At 66.4% G+C, this 22,024-nt stretch carries 20 protein-coding genes; 16 read left to right on the forward strand and 4 right to left on the reverse strand.

What is annotated here, in order from left to right:
* Positions 1-573 precede the first annotated feature (573 nt).
* From CDV49_RS05065 to CDV49_RS05095, 7 genes are all read left to right on the forward strand, one after another.
* Positions 574-1,743, forward strand: a complete 1,170-nt coding sequence (locus tag CDV49_RS05065; RefSeq protein ID WP_088214478.1) for an acyl-CoA dehydrogenase family protein — start codon at positions 574-576, stop codon at positions 1,741-1,743.
* 21 nt (positions 1,744-1,764) lie between these two features.
* Positions 1,765-2,865 carry an LLM class flavin-dependent oxidoreductase gene (locus CDV49_RS05070; protein WP_088214479.1) on the forward strand — a complete coding sequence of 367 codons (1,101 nt, stop codon included), beginning with the start codon at positions 1,765-1,767 and terminating at the stop codon, positions 2,863-2,865.
* A gap of 22 nt (positions 2,866-2,887) precedes the next feature.
* Positions 2,888-3,904: an ABC transporter substrate-binding protein gene (locus CDV49_RS05075; RefSeq protein ID WP_088214480.1), complete on the forward strand. Its 1,017-nt coding sequence runs from the start codon at positions 2,888-2,890 to the stop codon at positions 3,902-3,904.
* A gap of 381 nt (positions 3,905-4,285) precedes the next feature.
* Positions 4,286-5,299: an ABC transporter permease gene (locus CDV49_RS20660; RefSeq protein ID WP_256947246.1), complete on the forward strand. Its 1,014-nt coding sequence runs from the start codon at positions 4,286-4,288 to the stop codon at positions 5,297-5,299.
* Entirely contained in the window at positions 5,293-6,099 is an 807-nt protein-coding gene (locus CDV49_RS05085; protein ID WP_256947247.1) for an ABC transporter ATP-binding protein, read from the forward strand. Before CDV49_RS20660 ends, CDV49_RS05085 begins: the two co-directional genes overlap by 7 nt.
* 35 nt (positions 6,100-6,134) lie before the next feature.
* Complete coding sequence (locus CDV49_RS05090) at positions 6,135-6,611, forward strand: YcnI family protein (RefSeq protein ID WP_088214482.1); 477 nt, start codon at positions 6,135-6,137, stop codon at positions 6,609-6,611.
* Between the two features lie 593 nt (positions 6,612-7,204).
* Positions 7,205-9,022: a copper resistance CopC/CopD family protein gene (locus CDV49_RS05095; RefSeq protein ID WP_088214483.1), complete on the forward strand. Its 1,818-nt coding sequence runs from the start codon at positions 7,205-7,207 to the stop codon at positions 9,020-9,022.
* Between the two features lie 619 nt (positions 9,023-9,641).
* Here CDV49_RS05095 and CDV49_RS05100 read toward each other — a convergent pair.
* The 3 genes from CDV49_RS05100 to CDV49_RS05110 form a co-directional block, all read right to left on the reverse strand.
* The gene (locus CDV49_RS05100; RefSeq protein ID WP_218821887.1) at positions 9,642-10,244 is read right to left on the reverse strand and encodes a nucleoside deaminase; all 603 of its coding nucleotides are present in this window, start codon (positions 10,242-10,244) and stop codon (positions 9,642-9,644) included.
* Between the two features lie 121 nt (positions 10,245-10,365).
* Positions 10,366-10,878 (reverse strand): dihydrodipicolinate synthase family protein, encoded by a 513-nt coding sequence (locus tag CDV49_RS05105; RefSeq protein ID WP_088214484.1) that lies wholly within the window; start codon positions 10,876-10,878, stop codon positions 10,366-10,368.
* Positions 10,875-11,597 (reverse strand): ribonuclease activity regulator RraA, encoded by a 723-nt coding sequence (locus CDV49_RS05110; protein WP_088214485.1) that lies wholly within the window; start codon positions 11,595-11,597, stop codon positions 10,875-10,877. The genes CDV49_RS05105 and CDV49_RS05110 overlap by 4 nt, the downstream gene beginning before the upstream one ends.
* A gap of 1,387 nt (positions 11,598-12,984) precedes the next feature.
* Between CDV49_RS05110 and CDV49_RS05115 the strand changes: the two genes are divergently transcribed.
* Genes CDV49_RS05115 through CDV49_RS05145 form a run of 7 tightly spaced genes read left to right on the forward strand, consistent with a single transcriptional unit; the run spans position 12,985 to position 18,922 of the window.
* Positions 12,985-14,304: an MFS transporter gene (locus CDV49_RS05115; RefSeq protein ID WP_088214486.1), complete on the forward strand. Its 1,320-nt coding sequence runs from the start codon at positions 12,985-12,987 to the stop codon at positions 14,302-14,304.
* Between the two features lie 60 nt (positions 14,305-14,364).
* Positions 14,365-14,790, forward strand: coding sequence for an acetyl-CoA carboxylase biotin carboxyl carrier protein (locus CDV49_RS05120; RefSeq protein ID WP_088214487.1), 426 nt, complete (start codon positions 14,365-14,367; stop codon positions 14,788-14,790).
* Positions 14,790-16,139 (forward strand): acetyl-CoA carboxylase biotin carboxylase subunit, encoded by a 1,350-nt coding sequence (gene accC, locus CDV49_RS05125; RefSeq protein ID WP_218821888.1) that lies wholly within the window; start codon positions 14,790-14,792, stop codon positions 16,137-16,139. The genes CDV49_RS05120 and accC overlap by 1 nt, the downstream gene beginning before the upstream one ends.
* Positions 16,132-16,791 (forward strand): 5-oxoprolinase subunit PxpB, encoded by a 660-nt coding sequence (gene pxpB, locus CDV49_RS05130; protein ID WP_088214489.1) that lies wholly within the window; start codon positions 16,132-16,134, stop codon positions 16,789-16,791. Before accC ends, pxpB begins: the two co-directional genes overlap by 8 nt.
* On the forward strand, positions 16,791-17,774 hold the full coding sequence (locus tag CDV49_RS05135) for a 5-oxoprolinase subunit C family protein (protein ID WP_088214490.1): 984 nt from the start codon (positions 16,791-16,793) through the stop codon (positions 17,772-17,774). Before pxpB ends, CDV49_RS05135 begins: the two co-directional genes overlap by 1 nt.
* Before the next feature lie 15 nt (positions 17,775-17,789).
* Complete coding sequence (locus CDV49_RS05140) at positions 17,790-18,161, forward strand: hypothetical protein (RefSeq protein ID WP_088214491.1); 372 nt, start codon at positions 17,790-17,792, stop codon at positions 18,159-18,161.
* Positions 18,161-18,922, forward strand: a complete 762-nt coding sequence (locus CDV49_RS05145) for a LamB/YcsF family protein (RefSeq protein ID WP_179209121.1) — start codon at positions 18,161-18,163, stop codon at positions 18,920-18,922. The genes CDV49_RS05140 and CDV49_RS05145 overlap by 1 nt, the downstream gene beginning before the upstream one ends.
* Positions 18,923-18,940: 18 nt before the next feature.
* Here the strand turns inward: CDV49_RS05145 and CDV49_RS05150 are convergent, their stop codons facing one another.
* Positions 18,941-19,867: a LysR family transcriptional regulator gene (locus CDV49_RS05150; RefSeq protein WP_218821889.1), complete on the reverse strand. Its 927-nt coding sequence runs from the start codon at positions 19,865-19,867 to the stop codon at positions 18,941-18,943.
* A gap of 91 nt (positions 19,868-19,958) precedes the next feature.
* On the opposite strand from CDV49_RS05150, the gene CDV49_RS05155 reads away from it, so the two are divergent.
* Together CDV49_RS05155 and CDV49_RS05160 are read left to right on the forward strand one after the other, a co-directional pair.
* Positions 19,959-21,164 carry a pyridoxal phosphate-dependent aminotransferase gene (locus tag CDV49_RS05155; RefSeq protein ID WP_088214493.1) on the forward strand — a complete coding sequence of 402 codons (1,206 nt, stop codon included), beginning with the start codon at positions 19,959-19,961 and terminating at the stop codon, positions 21,162-21,164.
* A 54-nt stretch (positions 21,165-21,218) separates the two neighbouring features.
* Entirely contained in the window at positions 21,219-21,845 is a 627-nt protein-coding gene (locus CDV49_RS05160; RefSeq protein ID WP_088214494.1) for an RraA family protein, read from the forward strand.
* The last annotated feature ends 179 nt before the right edge of the window (positions 21,846-22,024 follow it).

Below are 22,024 nucleotides of genomic sequence, written 5' to 3' on the forward strand. Positions count from 1 at the left end.
CCGCTCGAAACGAAGTATTTAGAAAATAATCCCCACACCAGAGTATCTTAACAAAAAGAGGGTGTCGCGCTGCCTGGGCGGCCCCATCCAACTCGAATCCTGTTGCGTCGGCATTGGTTCGGCACGGACGCCAATTTCGGATGATCGACACTTCCGCGCGGTTCGGCATCCCCATCGCGTAACCCACTGATGGTGATTGATCTATTGCCGCCGCCGCGCGTCCGGTATCTTTCGTCCGAATGCTCATGGCCTTTTTCACAATGATCCCTGCATCTGTGATGAATTGAGCAGCAGAACACACATTCGGCCCGTCCTCGCCGGAATCCGCCAGTTGAGTGTCGTGAATGTGCGGCCCCCGGCTGACCCGGCGTCGATGGTGTTGGCTTCGAGTGTCCCCGCGTCGAGTGTCTGGCCACGCCGCCTCCAGCGTCGCCCTCGCTCCGGGGAGAATTTATCCCTTCTGCCGTGATTGACCGCAGCAGAGAGTTTCTGTTCCCGACGGATCTTTGGAATGGCGAGAAGAGCGGGATCATTTAGTATAGTTTGACGATGGACTAATAGAACGGAACAACCATGCTGATCTCGGCCTTTCCGACCCCGGTTTCGCCCGGCGCGCCCGGAGACCACGCGGACCGCGCCGCCGCGCTTGGCAAAGCCTTCGCCCCATGGGCTGCGGAGGATGATCTTGAGGGCACCTTCCCCACCCGTCAGTTCCGGCGCCTCGCGGAGGAGCGGCTGCTCGGCCTGACCGCGCCCACCGCCTTCGGAGGCACCGGGGCGGAGCTTGCACAGGCCGTAACGGTCATCCGCGAGATCGGCCGAGGCGATCCCTCCGCCGCCCTGATCCTCGCCATGCATTTCATCAACCTCGCCACGTTGCCGAAGGGCCGGTGGGCGCCCGCGCTCCTGAATACGGTGCTGCGGGCGGGGGCGCGGGGCGCGCTCATCAACGCGCTCCGGGTGGAGCCGGATCTCGGCACCCCGCTCCGCGGCGGCCTGCCCGCCACCATCGCGCGGCGGACGCCGACCGGCTGGTCGCTGTCGGGGCGCAAGATCTACTCCACCGGCTGCGAGGGGCTGACATGGGGCCTCGTCTGGGCGCGCACGGACGAGGCGGAGCCGCGCGTGGGGCAGTTCCTGCTGCCGCTTGCCACGCGCGGGGTGCGGATCGAACGGACATGGGACACGCTGGGCCTGCGCGCCTCGGGCAGCCATGACGTGGTGATGGAGGAGGTGCAGCTCCCCCGCGAACATGCCGCCGACATCCGCCCGCCCGCCGAGTGGGGGGCGCGGTCCGATGAGGCGGCGATCTGGGGCGGGCTGCTGATCGGCGCGATCTATACCGGCGTGGCAGAGGCCGCGCGCGACTGGATCGCAGGTTTCCTCAAGGACCGGGCACCGGCAAACCTCGGTCATCCGCTGGCGGATCTGCCGCGGGTGCAGGAGCAGACGGGCGCCATCGCGGAGCTGATCGCCACGTCCCGCCGCCTCATCGACAGTGCCGCGCGGGAGACCGATGGCGGCGCCCCGCCCACCGCGGCGGAGGCGGGCCTCATCAAGCACCGGGCGACCGAGAACGCCATCGCGGCGGTGGAACGCGCGCTGAAGCTCGGGGGCAACCACGCCATCGCGCGGCGGAACCCGCTCGAACGGCATCTGCGCGACGTGCTCTGTGGACGCATCCACAGCCCGCAGGAAGACACCATCCTCACCAACGCCGGGCGCATCGCGCTCGACCGCTGACATGACCTGAAAGGACCTCCCATGACCGTCGAGTTCATCGGCTTCATCGGAAACCACAACGCTTCCGAAACCATCCCCCGCACAGGTCCGGTCCTCGACCGCGACTTCATCCGGGCATCCGCGGCCATCCACGAACAGGCGGGATTTGACCGCGTGCTGCTCGCCTTCCACTCTTCCACGCCGGAAAGCTTGCATGTCGGCCAGTATGTTGCCCATCACACCCGGCGGCTGAAGCTCATGCTCGCCCATCGGCCGGGTTTCGTGGCACCGACGCTCGCCGCCCGGCAGCTCGCCACGCTCGACCATCTGACCGACGGGCGGGTGGCCGTCCATATCATCACCGGCGGCAGCGATGCGGAGCTGGCGCAGGATGGCGACTGGCTGACCAAGGACGAGCGCTATGTCCGCACCTCGGAATATCTGGACATCGTCCGGCAGGAATGGACGGCGACCGCGCCCTTCGACTACCGGGGGGAGTTCTACCGCATCGCGGGCGGGATCTCTGACGTAAAGCCGGAGGGGCCGGAGGGCGTACCCGTGTATTTCGGCGGCTCCTCCCCGGCGGCGATCGAGGTCGCGGGGAAACATGCGGATGTCTATGCCCTTTGGGGCGAGACCTATGCGCAGGTGGCCGAGACCATCGCCGCCGTGCGGGCTGCGGCGTCGCCCCATGGCAGGACCCCGCGTTTCTCCCTGTCCCTCCGCCCCATTCTGGGCCGGACGGAGGAGGAGGCCTGGGCCAAGGCGGGGCGGATCCTCGCCCGCGCCCGCGAACTCCGCGCTGCGGGGACCGGGCAACGGCTGGTCAACGTCGGGGCGGGCACACCGCCGAACGAGGGATCCCGCCGCCTGCTGGCCGCAGCGGCGGCGGGGCCGCGGCTCGACAAGCGCCTGTGGACAGAACTCGCGCAGCTTACCGGGGCGAACGGCAATTCCACCTCGCTGGTCGGCACCCCCGATCAGGTGGCCGATGCGATGGTCGATTACCACCGGCTGGGGATCGACACCTTCCTGATCCGCGGCTTCGACCCGCTGGCCGACGCGCTCGAATACGGGCGCGACCTGATCCCGCGGGTGCGGGCGCTGACTTCCGCCGGGGCGCAGAGCCATGCCGCAGAATGACACCCTTTACCGGAGATTACCTATGACGACATCCCGCAGAACCCTGCTCAGAACCGCCGCCGGTGTGGGGCTGGCCGCGCCCTTCCTCGGGCTGGGGGTGGGGTCCCTCGCCCGCGCGCAAGGGGCGGCAGGGCTGAAGCCGATCAGGTTCGCCTCCAACGCCTCCGCCATCTGCCTTGCGCCGGTGTTCGTCGCCCGCGATCAGGGCATCTTCGAGAAAAACGGCCTCGACGTGGAGATCGTGAACTTCGGCGCTTCCACCGAGGCACTACTGGAGGCCATCGCCACCGGCAAGGCCGACGGCGGCATCGGCATGGCGCTGCGCTGGCTGAAAGCGCTGGAGCAGGGCTTCGACGTAAAGATCACGGCCGGCACCCATGGCGGGTGCTCGCGTCTCGTCGCGCTGCAATCGACAGGGATCACCGAACTGTCACAGCTGAAGGGCAAGACCATCGGCGTGACGGACCTTGCAGCGCCGGGCAAGAACTTCTTCTCCATCCTGCTGCACCAGTCGGGCATCGACCCGGAGACGGATGTGAAATGGCGCGCCTTCTCCAGCGACGTGCTGGAGATCGCGGCCGAGCGGGGGGAGATCGACGCCATCGCGGATGGCGATCCGCGCGCCTATTTCTGGCTGAAGGACACGCCCGGCAAATATGTGCAGGTCGCCTCCAATCTGGATCACGGGTTCCAGAACCGCGTCTGCTGCATCGCGGGCCTGTCCGGCAGCCTCGTGCGTGACGATCCCGCAACGGCGAAGGCGCTGACCCGCGCGCTGCTGGAGGCGCAGGACTGGACGGTGGCGCGGCCCGAGGATGCCGCCAAGGCCTTCCTGCCCCAGGCCCCGCGCGGCCGCACGGTGGAGGATCTGGTTGCGGTGCTGAAGGACCAGACGCACGATCACTCCCCCACCGGGGCCGACCTGAGGACCGAGATCGCGCAATACGCAGCCGAACTGAAGCAGATCAACATCTTCCGCCGCTCCACCGACCCCGAGCAATTCGCCGAACGGGTCTATGCCGACGTTCTGACGGCCTGAGAGGGAAACATGTCATCCATTGATTTTCCCGGCGGATCGGGCGCAGCGCGCGCCAGACCCCTGCCCACCGGGCCCAGACCCGCCGTGGCCGAACCTGTAGTGGCATGGGCGGACATCCCCGGCGTGCATACGCCGGTCTCGGGCACCGCAGTCTCGGGCACCGCAGTCTCGGGTATGGCAGTGTCGGGCGACAAGGTCTCGGGCAGCGCAGTCCTGGAAGACGCGGTCTTGAGCAACCCAGTCCCGAGCGCTCTAGCCTCCGAAAGTCCCGCCTCGGACAGTCTCACAGCGGCGGTGCCGCGAAGGACGGGCTCTGACAGGACGGCTTCGGCCACAGCGCGCGCTCCTCAAAGCGCCGCGACCGGCGCGAGCGCCACCGGGGTGCAGCCCCGCGTCCGAACCGGCACCGCCGCGCCGCGCCTCTCCCCCGCCCGCGGTGCCGTTTTCCCTCGAACCGTGCAACCAGCCGTGGTGCTGTCCGGGCTTCTGTGGTTCGCCGCCGCGGCCCTGCTCGCCTTGTGGCCCGACCTGACGTTCCAGCCGCTGGGGCGGGAGCTGACGGCCCTGTGGCTTGGAACGGGGGCACTCCTGCTGCTGCTCGGCCTTGCGGGCGACCGGCTCGGGCGGGTAGGACGGTGGATGCGGGCGCGCGGGCCGTGGCTCTCCGCCATAGCCCTTTTCGCCGCGATCTGGACGGTGGTGACGGCCAAGACGGGCTGGCTTCCCCAGCCCTTCTTCCCCACGCCGCAGGCCATGCTGGAAGTGTTCCTCTACGACTGGCCGAAGATCCTGCACAGCGCCTCCTTCTCCGTCTGGCTGCTGGCCAAGGGGTTCTTCTTCGGGGCCATCGCGGGCTTTGCCATCGGCATCGCCATGGGATGGTCACGGAAGGTCAGCTACTGGGCCACGCCGCTTCTGCGCTACATCGGGCCGCTTCCGGCAACGGCCTGGCTGCCGCTTGCGTTCTTCATCTTCCCGACGTCCGGTTCTGCCTCGGTCTTTCTCATCGCCTTCTCCACCGCCTTTCCGGTGGCGGTGCTCACCTGGTCGGGTGTGGCGGCGGTGAACCGCGACTATTACGAGATCGCCCGTACCCTTGGCGCCTCCCCCCGGTTCCTGATCCTCAAGGTCGCGATACCGGCGGCGCTGCCGCATGTCTTCGTGGGCCTGTTCATGGGGTTGTCCACCTCCTTCGCAGTGCTGGTCGTGGCGGAAATGCTGGGGGTGGAGGCCGGTCTGGGCTGGTATCTGCAATGGGCGCAGGGCTGGGCGGCCTATGCCAACATGTATGGCGCGCTTTTCGTGATGGCGGCGATGTGCTCGGGCCTCATCACGCTCCTGTTCCGCATCCGCGACAGGGTTCTCGTCTGGCAGAAAGGAGTTGTCCGGTGGTAGCCCATCAGAAGATCGGCCCCGGGGCATCCGCGGAGACCGCGCCCGCGGGCCGCCGGATCGAGGTATCGGGCGTCTCTCACCAATTCGATCTGGAGGGCGCGCCGCTTGCCGTGCTGGACGATGTGTCCTTCTCCGTCGATCCGGGCGCCTTCGTGGCGCTGCTCGGCCCCTCGGGCTGCGGCAAGTCCACGCTCCTGCGGCTGATCGCCGGGCTGGACCATCCCGCGGCGGGCCATATCCGCGTGGACGGGGCGGAGGTGGGCGATCCCGACCCCTCGCGCATCCTCGTCTTTCAGGATCCGACGCTTTTCCCCTGGCGAACGGTCTGGGCGAACGTGGCGCTCGGGCTGGAGGCGCAGGGCATCCTGAAATCCGAAGGCCACCGCGTCGATGCCGCGATCCGGCTCGTCGGGCTTTCGGGGTTCGAGGCCGCCTATCCGCATCAGCTTTCCGGCGGCATGGCGCAGCGCGTGGCGCTGGCCCGCGCGCTGGTGAACCGGCCAAATCTGCTGCTGCTCGACGAACCGCTGGGCAAGCTCGACAGCCTCACCCGCCTCGCCATGCAGGCGGAACTGGTGCGGCTGTGGGAGCAGACGGGCCTGACCGCCGTCCTCGTGACGCATGACGTGGAGGAGGCGGTATTCCTCGCCCAGCGTGTGCTCGTCTTCGGCCCCCGTCCCGCGCGCATCGTGGCCGATCTGGCGGTGGACCTGCCCTACCCCCGCCGCCGTGGCGACCCCCGGCTCGCGGAGTTGCGCCACGAAGCGCTCGGCCATCTCGGGCTGGAGGCAAGCTGGTGACCTCCCCGTTTCTTTCCCTCGTTTCAGGACATGCCATGACCCTCCGTTTCGCAGCCGTCCCGGCGCTGCTGCCCGCGCTGCTGCTCGCGGCCCTGCCCGCCGCCGCCCATATCCATGCCTCCCCCGCACAGGCCGGCGCAGGCCAGACGGTGGAGATCGCGCTCGAGGTCGGCCACGGCTGCTCGGGCGCCGCGACGACCGCGCTCCGCGTGGCCTTGCCGGAGGGCCTCTCGAACATCCTGATCGCACCCCGGGTGGGGTGGCAGGTCGAGACTCTGGAAGAGGGCCGCGTGACCGAGATCCGCTGGAGCGGCGGCCCCCTTCCCGACGGCACGAAGCAGAAATTCGCCTTTGTCGCGACCCTGCAAGGCGCAGGTGAAGCACAGGGCACGGGGGGAGGCGATCTGGTCCTACCGGTGGTGCAGGTTTGCGGCGACACGGTCGTCCGCTGGATCGACGGGCCGGACAGCGATCACCCGGCCCCGCGTCTGCGCATCGCCCCCGGATCGTGATCCCCTCTCCCGCATTACCCTGCCGGGGGCCAAGCTCCACCGCCGCGCCGCGCCCCCTCACCCTCGCCGGGGAAGGCCAGGGCGCCCGGACAGGGCTTGCGGTTGTCCCGTCCTTTGCATCATCCTCGCCGCACCGAGCCCCGCTGTCGTCGCGATGCATTTCGTTCTCCTGCATTCTCTGGGAAAGCGGGTGCGGCCTCGCGCGGGGTTTTACGGTCGCTCTATCTCCTGCGCCTCTCCCCGAGACCGAATGCCTACGCGTCGCCGTGCCTCCATTTCTCCCACCTTATTGCGAAAGCGGGGGGCGGTCTCGCGCAGGCTTTTGCGGTTGTCCATTCTGCCGCATTACCTCCCCCGGAGCACCTCACCGCCGCGCCGCGTCGCGGCCTCTCCTGCCTTCTGTGGGAAAGGAGAGGTCCGGTTCCCTGTGGCGCTTTTGCTGTCGCGCCATTTCCCGCCGCCTCCCTCGGGACCAAATCCTCCGCCGTCACGCCGCGCCGCCGTCTCTCCCACCCTCACCCGGAAAAGCCGGGTCCGGTTTCCTATGGGTTTTTCCAGTCGCTCCCTTCCGTTGCCCTTCCGTGATCCACCTCATGCTCGCTGATCCCCGTCCCCGGCCTGTGTCCCGCCGCCTGCACCTTGCCGCCCTGCTCCTGCTTGGCCTGCTGTTGCCTGTCCTTCTTCCGGGGCGGGCCGAGGCCCATGCAGGGTTGATCTCCGTCACGCCTCCCGACGGCATGGTGCTGGAGGCCGCGCCCTCCGAAGTCACGCTCACCTTCGATGAGCCGGTGCGCCCGCTGGTGGCGCGGCTGACCGCGCCGGACGGGAGGACGGTGCTGCTGGAAAACGCCCATGTGGACGGCGACCGGGTGACCTGGCCCCTCCCCGTGCTGCCGGGCAAGGGCAGTCATGTCCTCTCCTGGCGCGCGACGGCCGCGGACGGTCACGCCCTGTCCGGTGGAACGGTGTTTTCCATTGGCGAGGCAAGCGGCGGGCCGCCTGTGGAAACCGGCACGCCGCTGGCCACCCGCCTCGGCCTCTGGATCTCGCGAGCGGGGTTGCTGGCCGCAACGCTGCTCGCCGTGGGGGGGCGCGTTTTTGCGGCCTTCTCCGGCGGGGGGCGCTGGGGGACGGGCAAGAGCGTGGCGTTGCTCGGCCTCGGGCTTCTGCCGCTGGTCGCCGGGTTTCAGGGACTGGACCTGCTGGGCCTGCCCCTCGCCGCCCTGCTGACCGCCCCGCCCTGGGCAGAGGCGATGACCGGCCCGGCAATGCTCGCCTCCGGCCTGACAGCGCTGGCGCTGCTGGTCTCGCTTGCGGGCGGGATTCGCGGTGGCGCTGCCGCCCGCCGGAGTCGCGCGCACCATGTCCCCCCCGCCGGACCACAGGAGGAGGCGCGGCGCGCGGAAGCCCCGGCTCCCCGGAGGGCGTTCGCCCGGCTGACGTCTCCGTCCGGTCCTGACACGTCCACCCCTGACGCGTCAGGTTACGACGGGTCCAACCCTCCTGGCCCCCGCCGTGACAGACAAGCCGCCGCCCCTGCGGACCGCGGGGCAGCGGAAACGGCCTGCAGCCCCATCCGTCGCGCGGAGCGCGCGTCCTCACTCCTTGCTCTCGCGCTGACCATGGCGGCGGCTGCGGTCACCGGACATGCCGCCACGGCCCCGCCACAGCTGCTCATGCGCCCCGCCGTGGCGCTGCATGTGCTGGGGGCGGTGCTGTGGCTCGGCATGCTGCTCCCCCTCGCCGCAAGCCTCCGGGCGGGGGAGGCCGTTCCCCTTCGCCGCTTTTCCGTTGCAGCGCCGGTTGTCGTGGCGCTCCTGGTAGCCAGCGGCGCAGCCATTGCAACGGTGCAACTCGGCCGGGCGGAGGCGCTGTTCACCACCTCTTACGGCAAAGTGCTGCTGGTGAAACTGGGACTCGTCCTCGCCATGCTGGGGCTGGCGGCGCTGAACCGGTTCCGCTTTTCCGCCTGCCCCCAACACCTTTGCCGCAGCATCGCCGCAGAGGTGGTGCTGGGCCTTCTGGTGATCGCCACGCTGTCGCTCTGGCGCTTCACCCCGCCACCCCGGTCCCTGCCGCTGCCTGTGATGCCTGCGGTTCAGCAGATCGCCTTTGCGGGTAGCGACGGCCTCTCCGCCCGGCTGACCGTCGCGCCGGCCGTGGCCGGACCGGTCACGGTCGTGGTGGACGATGTGCGACGCGCGGGCCAGCGCTTCGCCCCGCAAGGGCTCCACATCGAATTCTCCAAGCCCGCCTATGGCCTCGGCCCGTTCGGACAGGATCTGCACCTTGGCCAGCCGACCCGTTTCGTCCTGCCGCTCGACGGGTTCTGGGTCGTCCGCCTGACGCTGCGCCTGTCGGACTTCGAAAACCGCGAAGCGAAGGAGATCGTCACCCTGACCCCGGGTTGACCCCCATTCCCGCGGAAGCCGCTCCCCGCTTCCTCCAATCCCGGCGCTCTGGCCGCGCATGGGAGGGATCCGCGGGAAGTCACGACACCTTCGCGATACCCGGGGATCTGTCCGCACGCAGGGGCAGGGAATTGTCGCTCGCTCTCCACTCGCGGGACGGGCCAGTCTATCCGCACGCAGGGCATGCAGGAAAGAGGAAGCACGGATACCCCGAAGCGTAGCGTCATCTAGGTAGGCCGGGGATAAGGCCATGGCCCCATGCGTCCGGGATGGTCGCGGATCGCTCGGCACGCAGAGGGACAGACCCTACCCACTCCCCGTTGCGGCCCGGACCCTTGTGATCTTGCCCCGTGCGTAAGGACGAGCCTTTCTGCCACCCGCCGGTCGTGGGAGGGATCGGAGCAGTCCGTAGAGGTGACAAAGGTTCGCTTGCGCGGGAGCACCAGCCGAACCCCTGAGTTCCGGCCTGGGCGGCTCGCATTTCGCAAGGACGAGGAACACGGGGAAAGCAGCTTCAGGCGGAACTCCCCCCGGTGCATTCGACGAATACGCCACCCGCCTGTTGGCCGATGCCCACCGATTCCCGGAAGGCGCGTATGACCCGCAACCGCACATACCGCTAGTTCAGCGGGATGGCATTCCCTGTCTTGCCGGACTGATAGAGCGCCGACAGCCGGTCATATTCCTCCGCGATCGCCCGCGCCCGCGACTGCAAGGTCGCGCGCTCGTCCTGCGGTGCCTCGGCGATCAGCCGGGAGATGGCGCGCGACTGCCAGAAGGCGTTCTCCCGCGCGTATTCGCCGGGGCCAAGGGTGAAGACCTCCTTCAGGATGCGCAGATCATGCGGGATGGCAAAGGCATCGCGACTGTCCTCATGGCTGAAGAAATAGAAGAAATTGTCGAACCCTGTCCATGTGATCGCCGAGAGGCACATGGAACACGGCTCATGCGTGGACAGAAAGATCAGGTCGCGGGTGTCGGGACGGTCCTCCTCCGGCAATTCGTAAAACAGCTTCAGCGTATGGACCTCGCCATGCCAGAGCGGGTTGGCCGTCTCGTTGTTCGTGCCCGCGATGACGAGCCGCCCCGTCGCCTTGTCGATCAGCGCGGCGCCGAACACCTTGTTGCCCGCCGCCACTCCGGCACGGGTGAGCGGCAGGATATCCCGCTCCATCACCGTCATCAGCAGATCGGCCAGATCGGGCCGGTTCATGTCGGACATTCGCTTCTCCTCCACCTTGGGCGGCAGGAAAGCATGAATCCCCGGGAAGACGCCACCCCTGCGGAGAAGGGTTTCGGCTACGCCTCCCTCACCCTCCCGACGGCATGGTCGCATCCCAGCCCTACCAGCCGACCGTCATGAGCCGCTGGATCATCGGCACCGAGAGCACGACCGAAAGGGTGAGCGGATAGTCCTGCAAGGCCCATGGCGTCTCCGGCCCTATCGCCTCGACGGCGTTGCGGAAATGGGCGGCGATCTGCTCGTCCGAGCGCAGCCCGGCATGACCGGCGACCATGACACCCGCAGCACCCAGATCCATCGCCTCCTTCGCCAGCGCTCCCATCGCTGCGAAGGACGGGTTGGACACGCCGACCACGACCGGCACGCGGGAGCGGGTGATGACCCGGCGCGCGATCTCCCGGCTTTCCTCCGGGGTGAGCTTCTGGGCCTCCCCCATGATGCCAAGGATGGTGATCCCCGTCGCGCCCGAGTCCTGATAGAAGTCCGTCAGCCGGTCGAGGCTGTCCCAATCCACGGAAAGGTCGGCGTGGAAGGGGGTCGCGGCGATCGGGTAGATGCCCTTGGTCTCGGCGTTGAAACCGAGGGCGGGCGCGGTCCGATCCTGTGCGTTCATGCCTTTGCTCCCCGGAAGGCCGCATATCGCGCCTGCGTTTCCTCGTTCATCGGGTAAAGGCCCGGCAGCGGCACGCCCCGGTCGATCTCGGTCATGATCCAGGCTTCCTGCGCCTCCTGCTCGGGCGCCGCGGCCAGCACATCGTCCAGAAGGGCTGCGGGGATGACGACAGCGCCGTCATCGTCCACCACGATGATGTCGTCGGGAAACACTGCCACACCCCCGCAGGCGACCGGCTCCTGCCAGCCCACGAAGGTCAGAGCGGCGACGGAGGGCGGCGCCGCGATCCCGCTGCACCAGACGGGCAGGTCCGTGCCCAGAACGCCCGCCGCATCGCGCAGCACCCCGTCAGTGATCATCGCGGCAACCCCGCGCTTCCGCATCCGGGCACAGAGAATATCGCCGAAGATCCCCGCGTCCGCCACGCCCATGGCATCGGCAACCGCGATGCAGCCCTCCGGCATCGCCTCTATCGCCGCGCGGGTGGAGACCGGTGAAGCCCAGGAGGCGGGCGTGGCCAAATCCTCCCGCGCGGGCACGAAGCGAAGGGTGAAGGCGCGCCCGACGGTCCGGGGCTGGCCCGCACGGATCGGCCGGGTGCCCCGCAGCCAGACATTGCGCAGCCCCTTCTTCAGCAGGACGGTGGTCAGCGTCGCGGTGGATACGCCTTTCAGCGCGTCCACCACGGAAGGATCAAGCGGAGCAGTATCGGCGGCCATGTGAACTCCTTGTCATCTGCGCGGACCCATCGATTGCCGGCGCGGGCAGGAACCCCCGCGGTCGCAAGTGTCCCCAGCATACCCCTCTTTCTAGCAGGAAGCGGGCAAGGCAAAGAAAACATGCCTTCTTCTTCGGTCAGAAAATATAGATTGTGTGGCCGGAAATGCCCGCACCAGATCGTGGCGACCCCGCCCTTCCCTCTCCGCCGGTTCGGCAGATTGCCGTCATGAAGACATTCCCAGGTTTGGCGAGGCTTTCGGGGCATTCTCGTCACATCCGGTCACGCCGCCCGGGCGTCGCGGTGAGCAGGGTCGCGCCTTGACCAGTTGTCCGCGTCCCGATCATCCATCAGGCATATTGAGCGCCGCGACACCCGCTGTCCATTGACCGCCCGATACTGCCTTGTCACGCACCCAGCATGCAGCCGAACGGCTGCTCTCCATCATCACCGGCTCCCGAGAGGCAAAGTCTGTCACCGACAGCAGGGCGCATCGTTAGGCCATCCAAAACCAGAACGGGATGCTCAAGACAATGCGGACACCCGGCTCCGCCGATACTTTCGTGATGCGAATGGTTCTCGTGTCGGACCCGCCCCCCGCCGAACGTCAGCGGCCTAGAGGGTATCTCGATCGGGGAGTATCGGCGCTTCAACCGGACGGTGCTGTGCGTCGAAAAGGGCGGCTTCTTTGCGTTCAGGACAGCATGTATCCAGCCCCGGCCCATTCGGTGCCAACAGAAGCGCTCAGGATCACCTTCCTGATCCGGCTACCACACCCTGGCGTTGTGGCTCCGCCTGCGGGGAGTAGGGGTCTGCGGTTACTGACGAACGCTCTCGGCAAACGGCGCTGTGGAGCAGGGTCTTGGGAAGGCCGGTATCCAGCCTGCACTTCGCTTCCTTCCAGCTTTTCCCGCCAAACTTCCGTGATTGGGATGGCGAATAGCCAAAATCCAGAGTTTCGCAGCAGTCTTTTATGCGGCAATGACTCCCGCCGCTGCTCCGCTCCCTGAACACTGAACCGTTTCGAAAGTGACGTCTCTCGCGGTAACAGTGGCGCGCCCGTTGGATAGCGGTCTCCCACGCGGCTGCGATCCTGTTCGCAGGATTGCCACATCGGCCCAGATCGGCACCGCACCAATTTTCTGGCAACCGGAGACTGCCGGGCCCATCACTCCGCCTGCCGATTACAGCCCCCCTGCCAAAACGCCCCGTAACCTATTTTCCGTGGGAAGCAGTAAGCGCGCATTGTTCCATATCGAACAGGGCATCCTGCATGACCAACTTATACATTCCTTTTTGAGATGCGATATGACGATATTAAGTCATTTTTATTATGTTCTAAAATGCGGCACCTTCCGGCCATAAAAAAGCCAACGGGAGATGATGGCATGACGCCAAGCGCTTCTGCGGGGGATCGCCTTGACCGGCTGCCGATCCTGCCGTTTCACAAGAAAATTCTGCTGCTGGTCGGCGCTGGCCTGTTCTTTGACGCCTTTGATATCTACCTCGCGAACTCTGTGCTCGGCGCGATCGTGCAAGACGGCTGGAGCACGCCCGAGAAGAACGCGGCCTTTCTGTCCGCCACGGCCTTTGGCATGTTGATCGGCGCGATAATGGCCGGTTTCCTTGGGGATCGCTACGGGCGCAAGTTCACCTATCAGTTCAACCTGCTGATATTCGGCCTTTCTTCGCTTGCCTGCGCCATGATGCCGACGATGGAATGGCTGATAGCCGCGCGCTTCGTCACCGGGATCGGGCTCGGGGCGGAGCTGGTGATCGGCTACGGCCTGCTGAGCGAATTCGTGCCGCCGAGCCACCGGGGCCGTTGGGCGGCGCTCCTTTCCTGCATTGCGCAGTTCGGCCTGTTTGCGGCGACGCTGATGAGCTGGCTGGTCATTCCCGTGCTCGGCTGGCGGGCGATGTTCGTCATCGCGGGGATCGGCGGGCTGCTCGTCTTCATCGCGCGCAAGAATATCCCGGAATCACCCCGCTGGCTGGAGCGGAACGGCCAGAAGGAACGTGCCGACCTCATCGTCTCCTCCATCGAGGCGGAAGCCGCTCCGGGCACGTTGCCCACGATCAGGACAAGTGCGCCTGTCAAGACACAGGACGTAAATCCGCTCGACCCGCGTTTCCGCCGCTCGCTGGGCGTCGGCGCAGTGACCCAGATCGTGCAGAGCGCTGCGATCTACGGTTTCATTGCACTGTTGCCGACGTTCATGGCGAAGCAGGGTATTCCGATCAACCAGTCCCTGGGTCAGGCGGTGCTGATGACCCTCGGCGGGCCCGCCGGTGCGATCCTCGCGTTCCTGCTCAGCGACCGTATCGGACGCAAGCCCGCGATCATCGCCGGCTCGCTTCTGGCGGCGGTCATCGGTCCGTGCTTTGCCCTGGTCGAATCCCAGGCCGTGGCGACCGGGTTGGGTTTCGTGATGTTCAGCCTTGTCTATTTTCTCGTCTCCGTCGTGCAGGCCGGCTACTTGCCGGAGCTCTTCCCGACCGAGGTGCGGATGAGACTCACAAGCTGGGCCGTGACTGCCGGACGCCTTGCCTCCATCGCGATCCCGTTCGTCTCCGTCTATCTGGTGCAATGGGGCATGATTGCGGTCGTTGGTGCGGTTTCGGTGCTGCTCCTGATTCAGGCGGTCGTCATTGCGCTGCTGGCAGTGGAAACCCGCAACCGCAGCCTGGAAGACATCCCGGTCTGACCTTGTCCCTGCGCGATCCGAACGTCTGCTTCGGGTCGCGCCACAGAAAATGAGGACGACGTGGATATCGATCACATCAAGAGCCTGATCCAGGCCGCCCACGACGCGGGCTTGAGCGAACTGACGGTCCGCGAAGCCGGTCTCACAATCCACATTCAACGCGGCACGGCATCGCTTGGGGCATCGGTCGAGGCGGCTCCTGTCGAGACCGGCACGCCCCCCGCGCCGTCGAATGGCATTCCCGGACACACCGTCGAGGCGCCAATGCCCGGTGCTTTCTTCCGTGCGGGCACGCCCGGAGACCCGCCGTTTGTGGAGATCGGCGCGACGGTGGAGGCGGGGCAGACGCTGGCCGTGATCGAGGCGATGAAGATGCTGACCCCCGTGAAGGCTGCGGCGCGTGGTATCGTCACCACCATCCACGCGGGAAACGGAGACACGGTGGAGATCGGGCAACCGCTCTTCACGCTTGAGGATATTGGCTGATGAAACGGGTTCTTATCGCCAATCGGGGTGAGATCGCCCTGCGCATTCAGCGCGCCTGCCGTTACCTGGGCCTTGAGACGGTGCAGATTTTCTCCGAAGCGGATCGCGCGGCAGGATATGTCGCCAGCGCCGATCAGTCGCTGTGCATCGGCCTCGCCGCCCCGTCTGAAAGCTATCTGAACATCCCCCGGCTCATCGCGGCGGCACGGCTGACGGGGGCCGACGCCATCCATCCGGGTTACGGCTTCCTGTCGGAGAACGCGGCCTTTTCCCGGGCGGTGACGGAGGCCGGATTGATCTTCGTCGGACCCACTCCCGAAGCAATCGAGGCGATGGGGGACAAGATCTCGGCCAAGCGGCTCATGCGGCAATCGGATGTCCCCTGCGTTCCCGGTGTGGATGGCGCCCTTCCTGACGATCTGGAAAAATGCCGAAGCATCGCCGAGCAGATCGGCTACCCGGTCATCATCAAGGCGGCAGGCGGCGGCGGCGGGCGCGGCATGCGGATTCTGCACGACACCTCGGAACTCGCGGAAGGCGTGGCCATGACGCGGGACGAGGCGCGCCGCGCCTTCGCCAATCCCGACGTCTATATGGAAAAATTCCTTCCCGCCCCGCGGCATGTGGAAATTCAGGTGCTGGCGGACAAGCACGGCCACGCCGTCTGGCTGGGGGAGCGGGATTGCTCCATGCAGCGACGTCATCAGAAAGTGGTGGAGGAGGCCCCCGCCCCCGGCATACCGCGCGATCTCGTGGCTTCTGTCGGGGAGCGTTGTGCTGCGGCCTGCCGGGCCATCGGCTACCAGGGGGCCGGGACCTTCGAGTTTCTTTACGAGAACGATGCCTTCTACTTCATCGAAATGAACACCCGGGTTCAGGTCGAACACCCGGTGACGGAGATGGTCAGCGGGATCGACATCGTGGCGTGGCAGTTGCGCATCGCCGCGGGGGAGCCGCTGACGCTGACACAAGATGGCATCGCCACCCGCGGACATGCGATGGAATGCCGGATCAATGCGGAAGACCCCCACACGTTCCGGCCGAGCCCCGGGCGGATCACCCGCTGGCAGCCGCCGGGCGGCCCGGATGTTCGCGTCGAGACCCATATCGAGAGCGGTTATGTCGTCCCCCCCAATTATGACTCGATGATCGCGAAGATCATCGTGCGCGGCGCCGATCGGGCCGATGCGATCCGCCGCATGCGGGCAGCCCTGCGGGAAACCGTCAGCGAAGGCATTGCGACCAACATTCCGCTGCACCTCGAAATACTGGACGATCCGGCCTTTGTTGCGGGCGGCGCGGGTATTCATCATCTGGAAACCCTGTTGTCGGATCGCGCGGATGGATGATCTCCTGCTCCACACAAGCTGGCTGGGTGAAAGCGCGATCCTGTGCCAGACAGACGCCAAGGTGCTGGAGACAAGCATACAGCACCGCATCTGGGCGCTTCGGGACCTTCTGGCGGCATGCGATTTCGTTACCGAAACCGTGCCGGGGATGAACAACATCCTCGTGCTGATCGACCCCGAAGCGGTGGATGGAAGCGGCGCGGTCACGCAAATCCAGGCGCTCTGGCGCCGCACGTCCGCTGCCGACATCCCCTCCCGCGTGGTGGAGATCCCGGTGAGCTACGGCGGTGAGACGGGGGTGGATCTGCCGGAGGTCGCCCGTGCCTGCAACCTGACGCCGGAGGCGTATATCGGCCTGCACAGCGCGGGGACCTATACGGTCTTCGCGCTCGGCAGCCAGCCGGGGTTCGGCTATCTGGCAGGGCTCGATCCGCGCCTCGCCGTCCCCCGCCGCGCCGTTCCGCGGCCGCGGCTGGAAGCGGGCGCGGTCGTGATCGGGGGGGCGCAGGCGGGGGTGATCTCACGAAGCTCGCCCTCCGGCTGGCACGTGATCGGGCAGACCGACATCTCCTTCTTCGACCCTGACCGGAATCCGCCGGCTCTTCTCTCCCCCGGCGATACGGTGCGTTTCGTTCCGAAAAAGGCGCTGTAATGATCGAACTCATCCAGACAGGCCCGCAGGCCTCCATTCAGGATCTGGGGCGCTGTGGTTATCTGGCGCAAGGCGTCGGCTCGGCAGGTGCGATGGACAAGGTCGCGCTGGAACTGGCCAACCGGATGCTGGGCAACATTCCACAGGCCGCCGCCGTCGAATTCACCTATGGCGGCTTTGATCTTCTGTGCCACGGCGACGTCACCATCGCCATGACCGGGGCCGATTGTGGCGTCCGGCTGAACGGACGCCCCGTTTCAGGCTGGACCCGCCTCTCCCTACTCGCAGGTGACAGGCTCTCGGCTGGAATGGCACGGCGGGGGATGCGGGCCTATCTTGCCGTATCCGGCGGGATCCGTGTTCCAGCGGTGCTGGGTTCTGCCAGCACCGACATGAAGGGCGGGTTCGGCGGCCTGCACGGGCGCGCTCTGGAGGCTGGCGACCGTCTGGAGGCAGACCGTGAGGGGCCGGGCAAGGAGGGGAGCGGGGAGTTCGCGCTGGACCCGGCGCTGCTCTCGGGCTTTTACGATGCCAGCTATCCCCCGGAGGCGCCGATCCGCTTTCTGCCCGCGACGGAGTATGATCTGTTCACCGATGAGGCGCATCACGCTTTCCAGACGGACACATGGGAGATACAGCCTGACAGCAACCGCATCGGCTACCGTCTGTCCGGGCCGGTGCTGAAGACGCGGGAGCGGCTGGAACTGTTCTCGCACGGCATCCTGCCGGGCACCATTCAGGTGCCGCCCTCCGGCCAGCCGGTGATCCAGCTCGCGGATGCGAATACCTGCGGCGGCTATCCCAAGTTCGGCGCGGTCATCGGCGCGGACCTGTGGCGGATCGGTCAGTCCCGCCTGGGGGAGCGGCTGCGCTTCAAAGCCGTAACGCGGGAGGAAGCGCTGGCGGCGCGACGGGAAGCAGCGGAAGCTGCCGCCGCGTTCCATGCCCGGCTGGCAGATGATATCCGCATACTGGGCGTGTAAGGGAAGGAGAGGATCATGATCGAACCAGCACAGATCCGGGAGCTTGCACGCTTCGCGGCGGCCCGTCAGGTCACGCAACTGGAAATCAGCATGGGCGAGGAAAGCGTCATCCTCCGCCTTCCCGCGCGGAGGCCCTCTGCCGAACCGCCCGTCACCCCCGCTGCCTCTGCACCGGTCGCTGTCAAATCCCCGGCTTTCGGGCGCTTCCAGAACGCGCATGCCGGTGACAGGGTGATGGAAGGGGCAATTCTCGGGAATGTCCGGCTTGATACGCTGCTGGTTCCGGTCCGCGCCCCGCTGGCGGGCTGCGTCGCGGACCTGCCGGAGGATGGCGCCATCATCGGCTTCGGCGATGTCGTCACTACCATCCAGCCGGAGGCCACGTGATGAAAATCGACATCAACTCCGATCTGGGCGAGGGCTTTGGCATCTATCAGGCGGCGGACGATGACGCGATCCTCTCGCTGGTATCCTCTGCGAATATCGCCTGCGGGTTTCACGCCGGCGATCCTGTCATCATGGATCGCACCGTGCGGCGCGCGCTGCAGCTTGGCGTGGATGTCGGTGCTCACGTGGGCTATGCCGACCGGCAGGGCTTCGGCCGGCGCGCGATAACGATGGACAGGCGCGAACTGGAACTGATGACGCTCTATCAGCTCGGTGCGCTCCGGGCGATCGCAGAGGCAGCGGGCCATCGGATGACCCATGCCAACTTCCATGGCGCGCTCGGCAACCTTTCCTTCGTGGATGCGGAGGTGGCCGATGCGCTTCTGGGCGCGATGCGGGCTTTCGACCGTGACCTTGCTTTCGTGGCGCTTCCCAATACGGAAGCAGAGCGGGCGGCGCAGCGGCACGGGTTGCGCGTGGCGCGCTCCTTTCTCGCAGACCGCGCCTATGACCGTCGCGGGCTGTTGGTATCCCGGGCGACGCCGGGGTCCATGGTGAAGGATCCGCAGGCCATCCGGGATCGCGTCATACGGATGATACAGGCCGGCGAGATCGAAACGATCGAGGGCGATGTCATCCCCATGACGGCCGAGTCCATCCTCGTCCACAGCGACACCCCGGGAGCAGTCAGGCTGGGAGAGACCATTCAGGCCGCAGTGCTGGAGGCGGGGGCGCAGATCGTGCCGCTTTCCAGCCTCTGACAGGCTCGGACCGGTCGATCAGACGGTGAAAAAGGACCGGAAGTTGCACGACTCACGGGCAAGTTCCGAGACGCGCTTGCGAAAGTTCGAATCCCGGTCGCTGCGGTAATAGGCTGCATAGCGAACCTGCGGAAGCTGGGCCTTGACCGGCAGCCGCCGCAGCCGCCCGGCCTGCAACAGCGGCGCCATCGCCGGCACGGGAAGATAGCTCACCCCGAGGCCGGACACCGTGAAGCCCACCTGCGCCACAAGGCTCTCGCAGGGAATAGTCCGTGCGACCCCCACCCCATGTTCGGCCAGCCACCGCCCATAGACCAGCCCGGTGCCGGAGCGCGTGCCCTGCATCAGCATGGTGAACCGGGCGAGATCCTCGTATCCCAGCGGTTCGTCGCCCGTATAGACCTCCGGCGCCGCCATCCATGCATTTTCCACCGTCGCGAGCGGGACGGAAACACAACGGCTGTCGCTGAACACATCGGGAATGACGATAAGATCGATGGTTTCGTTCATCAGCCGCTCAAAAAGACTCGCACTGAGATCGACTTCCGGTTCGATGTTGACGCGGGGGAATTCGCTGCGGACACGCTGCACGAGGCGCGGAAGCCAGCTCATCGCCGTCAGCTCCGTCACACCCAGCGAGAAATGCCGGATGAGCACCTCGCTGGAACTGGCGCGTTCGATGAACTGATCGCGCTGCTCCAGCAGGCTGGTGGCATAGCGCAGGATCTCCGTGCCCTTCTCCGTCAGTCGGGCCGTGCGCTTGCTGCGGTCGAACACCTCCACCCTGAATTGCGTCTCAAGCTCCTGCACACGTTTGGATATGGCGGATTGCGTGGTGTAGAGCTTTTCGGCCGCCGCCGCGAAACTGCCCAGACGGGCGATCCAGTACAGCGCCTCAAGCTGCTTGAAGGTGATCATGAGCACATCCCGCGCGAGATAATACATTCCAAAATACCATATGTTATGATCTAATAATATCGCTTTTTTCGTATTTTCGTCCGCTCTACCCTGCCATGGTCAGAGAACGGAGACATCCATGACTGTGCAGCTTGCCCAAAGGGTTATCGCACTGAAGCCGTCCGCCAGCATCGCCGCCAAGCAAAAGGTCAGCGAGATGCAGGCGGCAGGGCAGAAGATCATCGACCTGACGATCGGAGAGCCGGATCTCGACACACCCGCTCACATCGTTGATGCGGCCATTCGCGCGATGACCTCGGGCGACACGCATTACACGCTGACGCCCGGGACAGCCGCGCTGCGCAACGCGGTGGCGGCAAAGCTGAAACGCGACAACGGATTGGACTACACCGTCGCGGAAGTCGTGGTCGGCTCCGGCGCCAAGCAGCTCATTTTCGAAGCCTTCGCCGCGACGCTCGATGAAGGGGATGAGGTGATCGTGCCCGCCCCCTACTGGGTGAGCTATCCCGATATCGCGGCCATCCACGGGGGCAGGCCCGTAATCGTGAACTGCACCGAAAGCGATGGTTTCAAGCTCACGGCTGCCGCGCTGGAGGCGGCGATCACACCCCGCACGAAATGGCTGGTCCTGAATTCGCCCAACAACCCCACCGGCGCGATTTACAGCCGTGAGGAGCTGGGAGCGCTGGCCGAGGTGCTTCGCCGCCATCCGCGCGTCTGGGTCATGACCGACGAGATTTACGAACATCTGATCTATGATGGCAACGAGGCCGTGACCCCGGTCCAGGTCGCCCCCGATCTGAAGAACCGCGCGCTCATCATCAACGGCGTATCGAAAGCCTATGCGATGACCGGCTTCCGCGTGGGCTATGCTGCGGGCCCCGCCCCGCTGATTGCCGCCATCGCGAAGCTCATCAGCCAGAGCACCACTTGCGCCAGTTCCGTAAGTCAGGCCGCGGCGGCGGCGGCCCTTTCCGGGGACCAGTCCTGCGTGCGGGAGATCGCCGACATCTTCCATCAGCGCCGGGACCGTATGGTGGAACTTCTCGCAGCGGCGCCGGGCCTTTCGGTCCGCAAACCGGGGGGTGCGTTCTACCTCTACCCCTCCGTTGCCGGGCTGATCGGCAAGACGACGCCCGCGGGGCAGGTGCTGAACAGCGATGTGGACGTCTCGCTCTATTTGCTGGAGGCGGCGAAGGTAGCGGTTCTGGACGGGAGCGCCTACGGGATGTCGCCCTATCTCCGTCTCTCCTTCGGTGGCCCGATGGAGGATATCGAGGCCGGCTGCACCGCCATCAGGCGTGCCTGCGAGGCTCTGGTCTGACTTACCTGCGGGATGCCTCGCCCATCCCGCCTCCATTCGAAAACAGGAGGTCCCATGACGGCCATGGAAAGAAGCGACGCTCTGACGAGCCTTGTCGCCGAATATCGCAGCACCACCACGGCGGTCATCAGCGACAACCTGGACCGGCTGCCGGGGGCTGTTGGACTGCGCCCCTACCACCGTGTCAGCGGCACGATGGCGGGCCGCGCGTTGACCGTCCGGGTTGCCGCGGGAGACAACTACCATATCCACAAGGCGCTTGATCTCGTCCAGCCGGGCGATGTCGTGGTGGTGGATGGCGACGGCTCCACAGAGCGCGCCCTGATCGGCGGCATCATGTCCGCTATCGCTAAAAGTCGCGGGGCGGCCGGTATGGTGCTGAACGGCGCGATCCGTGACACCGCGGAAATCGGGGCTGACGACTTCCCGATTTTCGCCTGCGGCGTCATCCATCGGGGGCCTTACAAGAATGGCCCGGGCGCCATCAACGTGCCCGTTGTCATCGGCGGCATGATCGTCAATCCCGGCGACATCGTGGTGGGTGACCATGACGGCGTGGTCGCCTTTCCGCCACAGAACGCCGACAAGCTTCTGGAGGCGGTGCGCGCGCAGGAGCGCAAAGAGGCCGATATCTTCCGCCAGATCGCGGCGGGCACCTATGTGGGTGCCTACGCCAAGTGATGCGCGAAGATTGATGCCCTGCGGGCTTGCGTTCCGCAGAGGCCCGATCTGCCCTATGGGGAGGCGCATCCGATGCGCCTCCCACCCGAAGCGCCGGAATTCCCCCGGCCCCAGACGGTCGAACGGGTTCCGTGAACCGCGCGGCCCGGCAACAAGCCGATCCGCCGCTGTCGGCCCTG

This window comes from Haematobacter genomosp. 1, from assembly GCF_002196855.1.
Lineage (GTDB): Bacteria > Pseudomonadota > Alphaproteobacteria > Rhodobacterales > Rhodobacteraceae > Haematobacter.

Excerpts from the sequence above, each read along its gene's own strand:
- CDV49_RS05065 (WP_088214478.1), top strand. The coding sequence starts at position 574 with ATGCTGATCTCGGCCTTTCCGACCCCGGTTTCGCCCGGCGCGCCCGGA.
- CDV49_RS05070 (WP_088214479.1), top strand. The coding sequence starts at position 1,765 with ATGACCGTCGAGTTCATCGGCTTCATCGGAAACCACAACGCTTCCGAA.
- CDV49_RS05075 (WP_088214480.1), top strand. The coding sequence starts at position 2,888 with ATGACGACATCCCGCAGAACCCTGCTCAGAACCGCCGCCGGTGTGGGG.
- CDV49_RS05090 (WP_088214482.1), top strand. The coding sequence starts at position 6,135 with ATGACCCTCCGTTTCGCAGCCGTCCCGGCGCTGCTGCCCGCGCTGCTG.
- CDV49_RS05095 (WP_088214483.1), top strand. The coding sequence starts at position 7,205 with ATGCTCGCTGATCCCCGTCCCCGGCCTGTGTCCCGCCGCCTGCACCTT.
- CDV49_RS05100 (WP_218821887.1), bottom strand. The coding sequence starts at position 10,244 with ATGTCCGACATGAACCGGCCCGATCTGGCCGATCTGCTGATGACGGTG.
- CDV49_RS05105 (WP_088214484.1), bottom strand. The coding sequence starts at position 10,878 with ATGAACGCACAGGATCGGACCGCGCCCGCCCTCGGTTTCAACGCCGAG.
- CDV49_RS05110 (WP_088214485.1), bottom strand. The coding sequence starts at position 11,597 with ATGGCCGCCGATACTGCTCCGCTTGATCCTTCCGTGGTGGACGCGCTG.
- CDV49_RS05115 (WP_088214486.1), top strand. The coding sequence starts at position 12,985 with ATGACGCCAAGCGCTTCTGCGGGGGATCGCCTTGACCGGCTGCCGATC.
- accC (WP_218821888.1), top strand. The coding sequence starts at position 14,790 with ATGAAACGGGTTCTTATCGCCAATCGGGGTGAGATCGCCCTGCGCATT.
- pxpB (WP_088214489.1), top strand. The coding sequence starts at position 16,132 with ATGGATGATCTCCTGCTCCACACAAGCTGGCTGGGTGAAAGCGCGATC.
- CDV49_RS05135 (WP_088214490.1), top strand. The coding sequence starts at position 16,791 with ATGATCGAACTCATCCAGACAGGCCCGCAGGCCTCCATTCAGGATCTG.
- CDV49_RS05140 (WP_088214491.1), top strand. The coding sequence starts at position 17,790 with ATGATCGAACCAGCACAGATCCGGGAGCTTGCACGCTTCGCGGCGGCC.
- CDV49_RS05145 (WP_179209121.1), top strand. The coding sequence starts at position 18,161 with ATGAAAATCGACATCAACTCCGATCTGGGCGAGGGCTTTGGCATCTAT.
- CDV49_RS05150 (WP_218821889.1), bottom strand. The coding sequence starts at position 19,867 with ATGTATTATCTCGCGCGGGATGTGCTCATGATCACCTTCAAGCAGCTT.
- CDV49_RS05155 (WP_088214493.1), top strand. The coding sequence starts at position 19,959 with ATGACTGTGCAGCTTGCCCAAAGGGTTATCGCACTGAAGCCGTCCGCC.
- CDV49_RS05160 (WP_088214494.1), top strand. The coding sequence starts at position 21,219 with ATGACGGCCATGGAAAGAAGCGACGCTCTGACGAGCCTTGTCGCCGAA.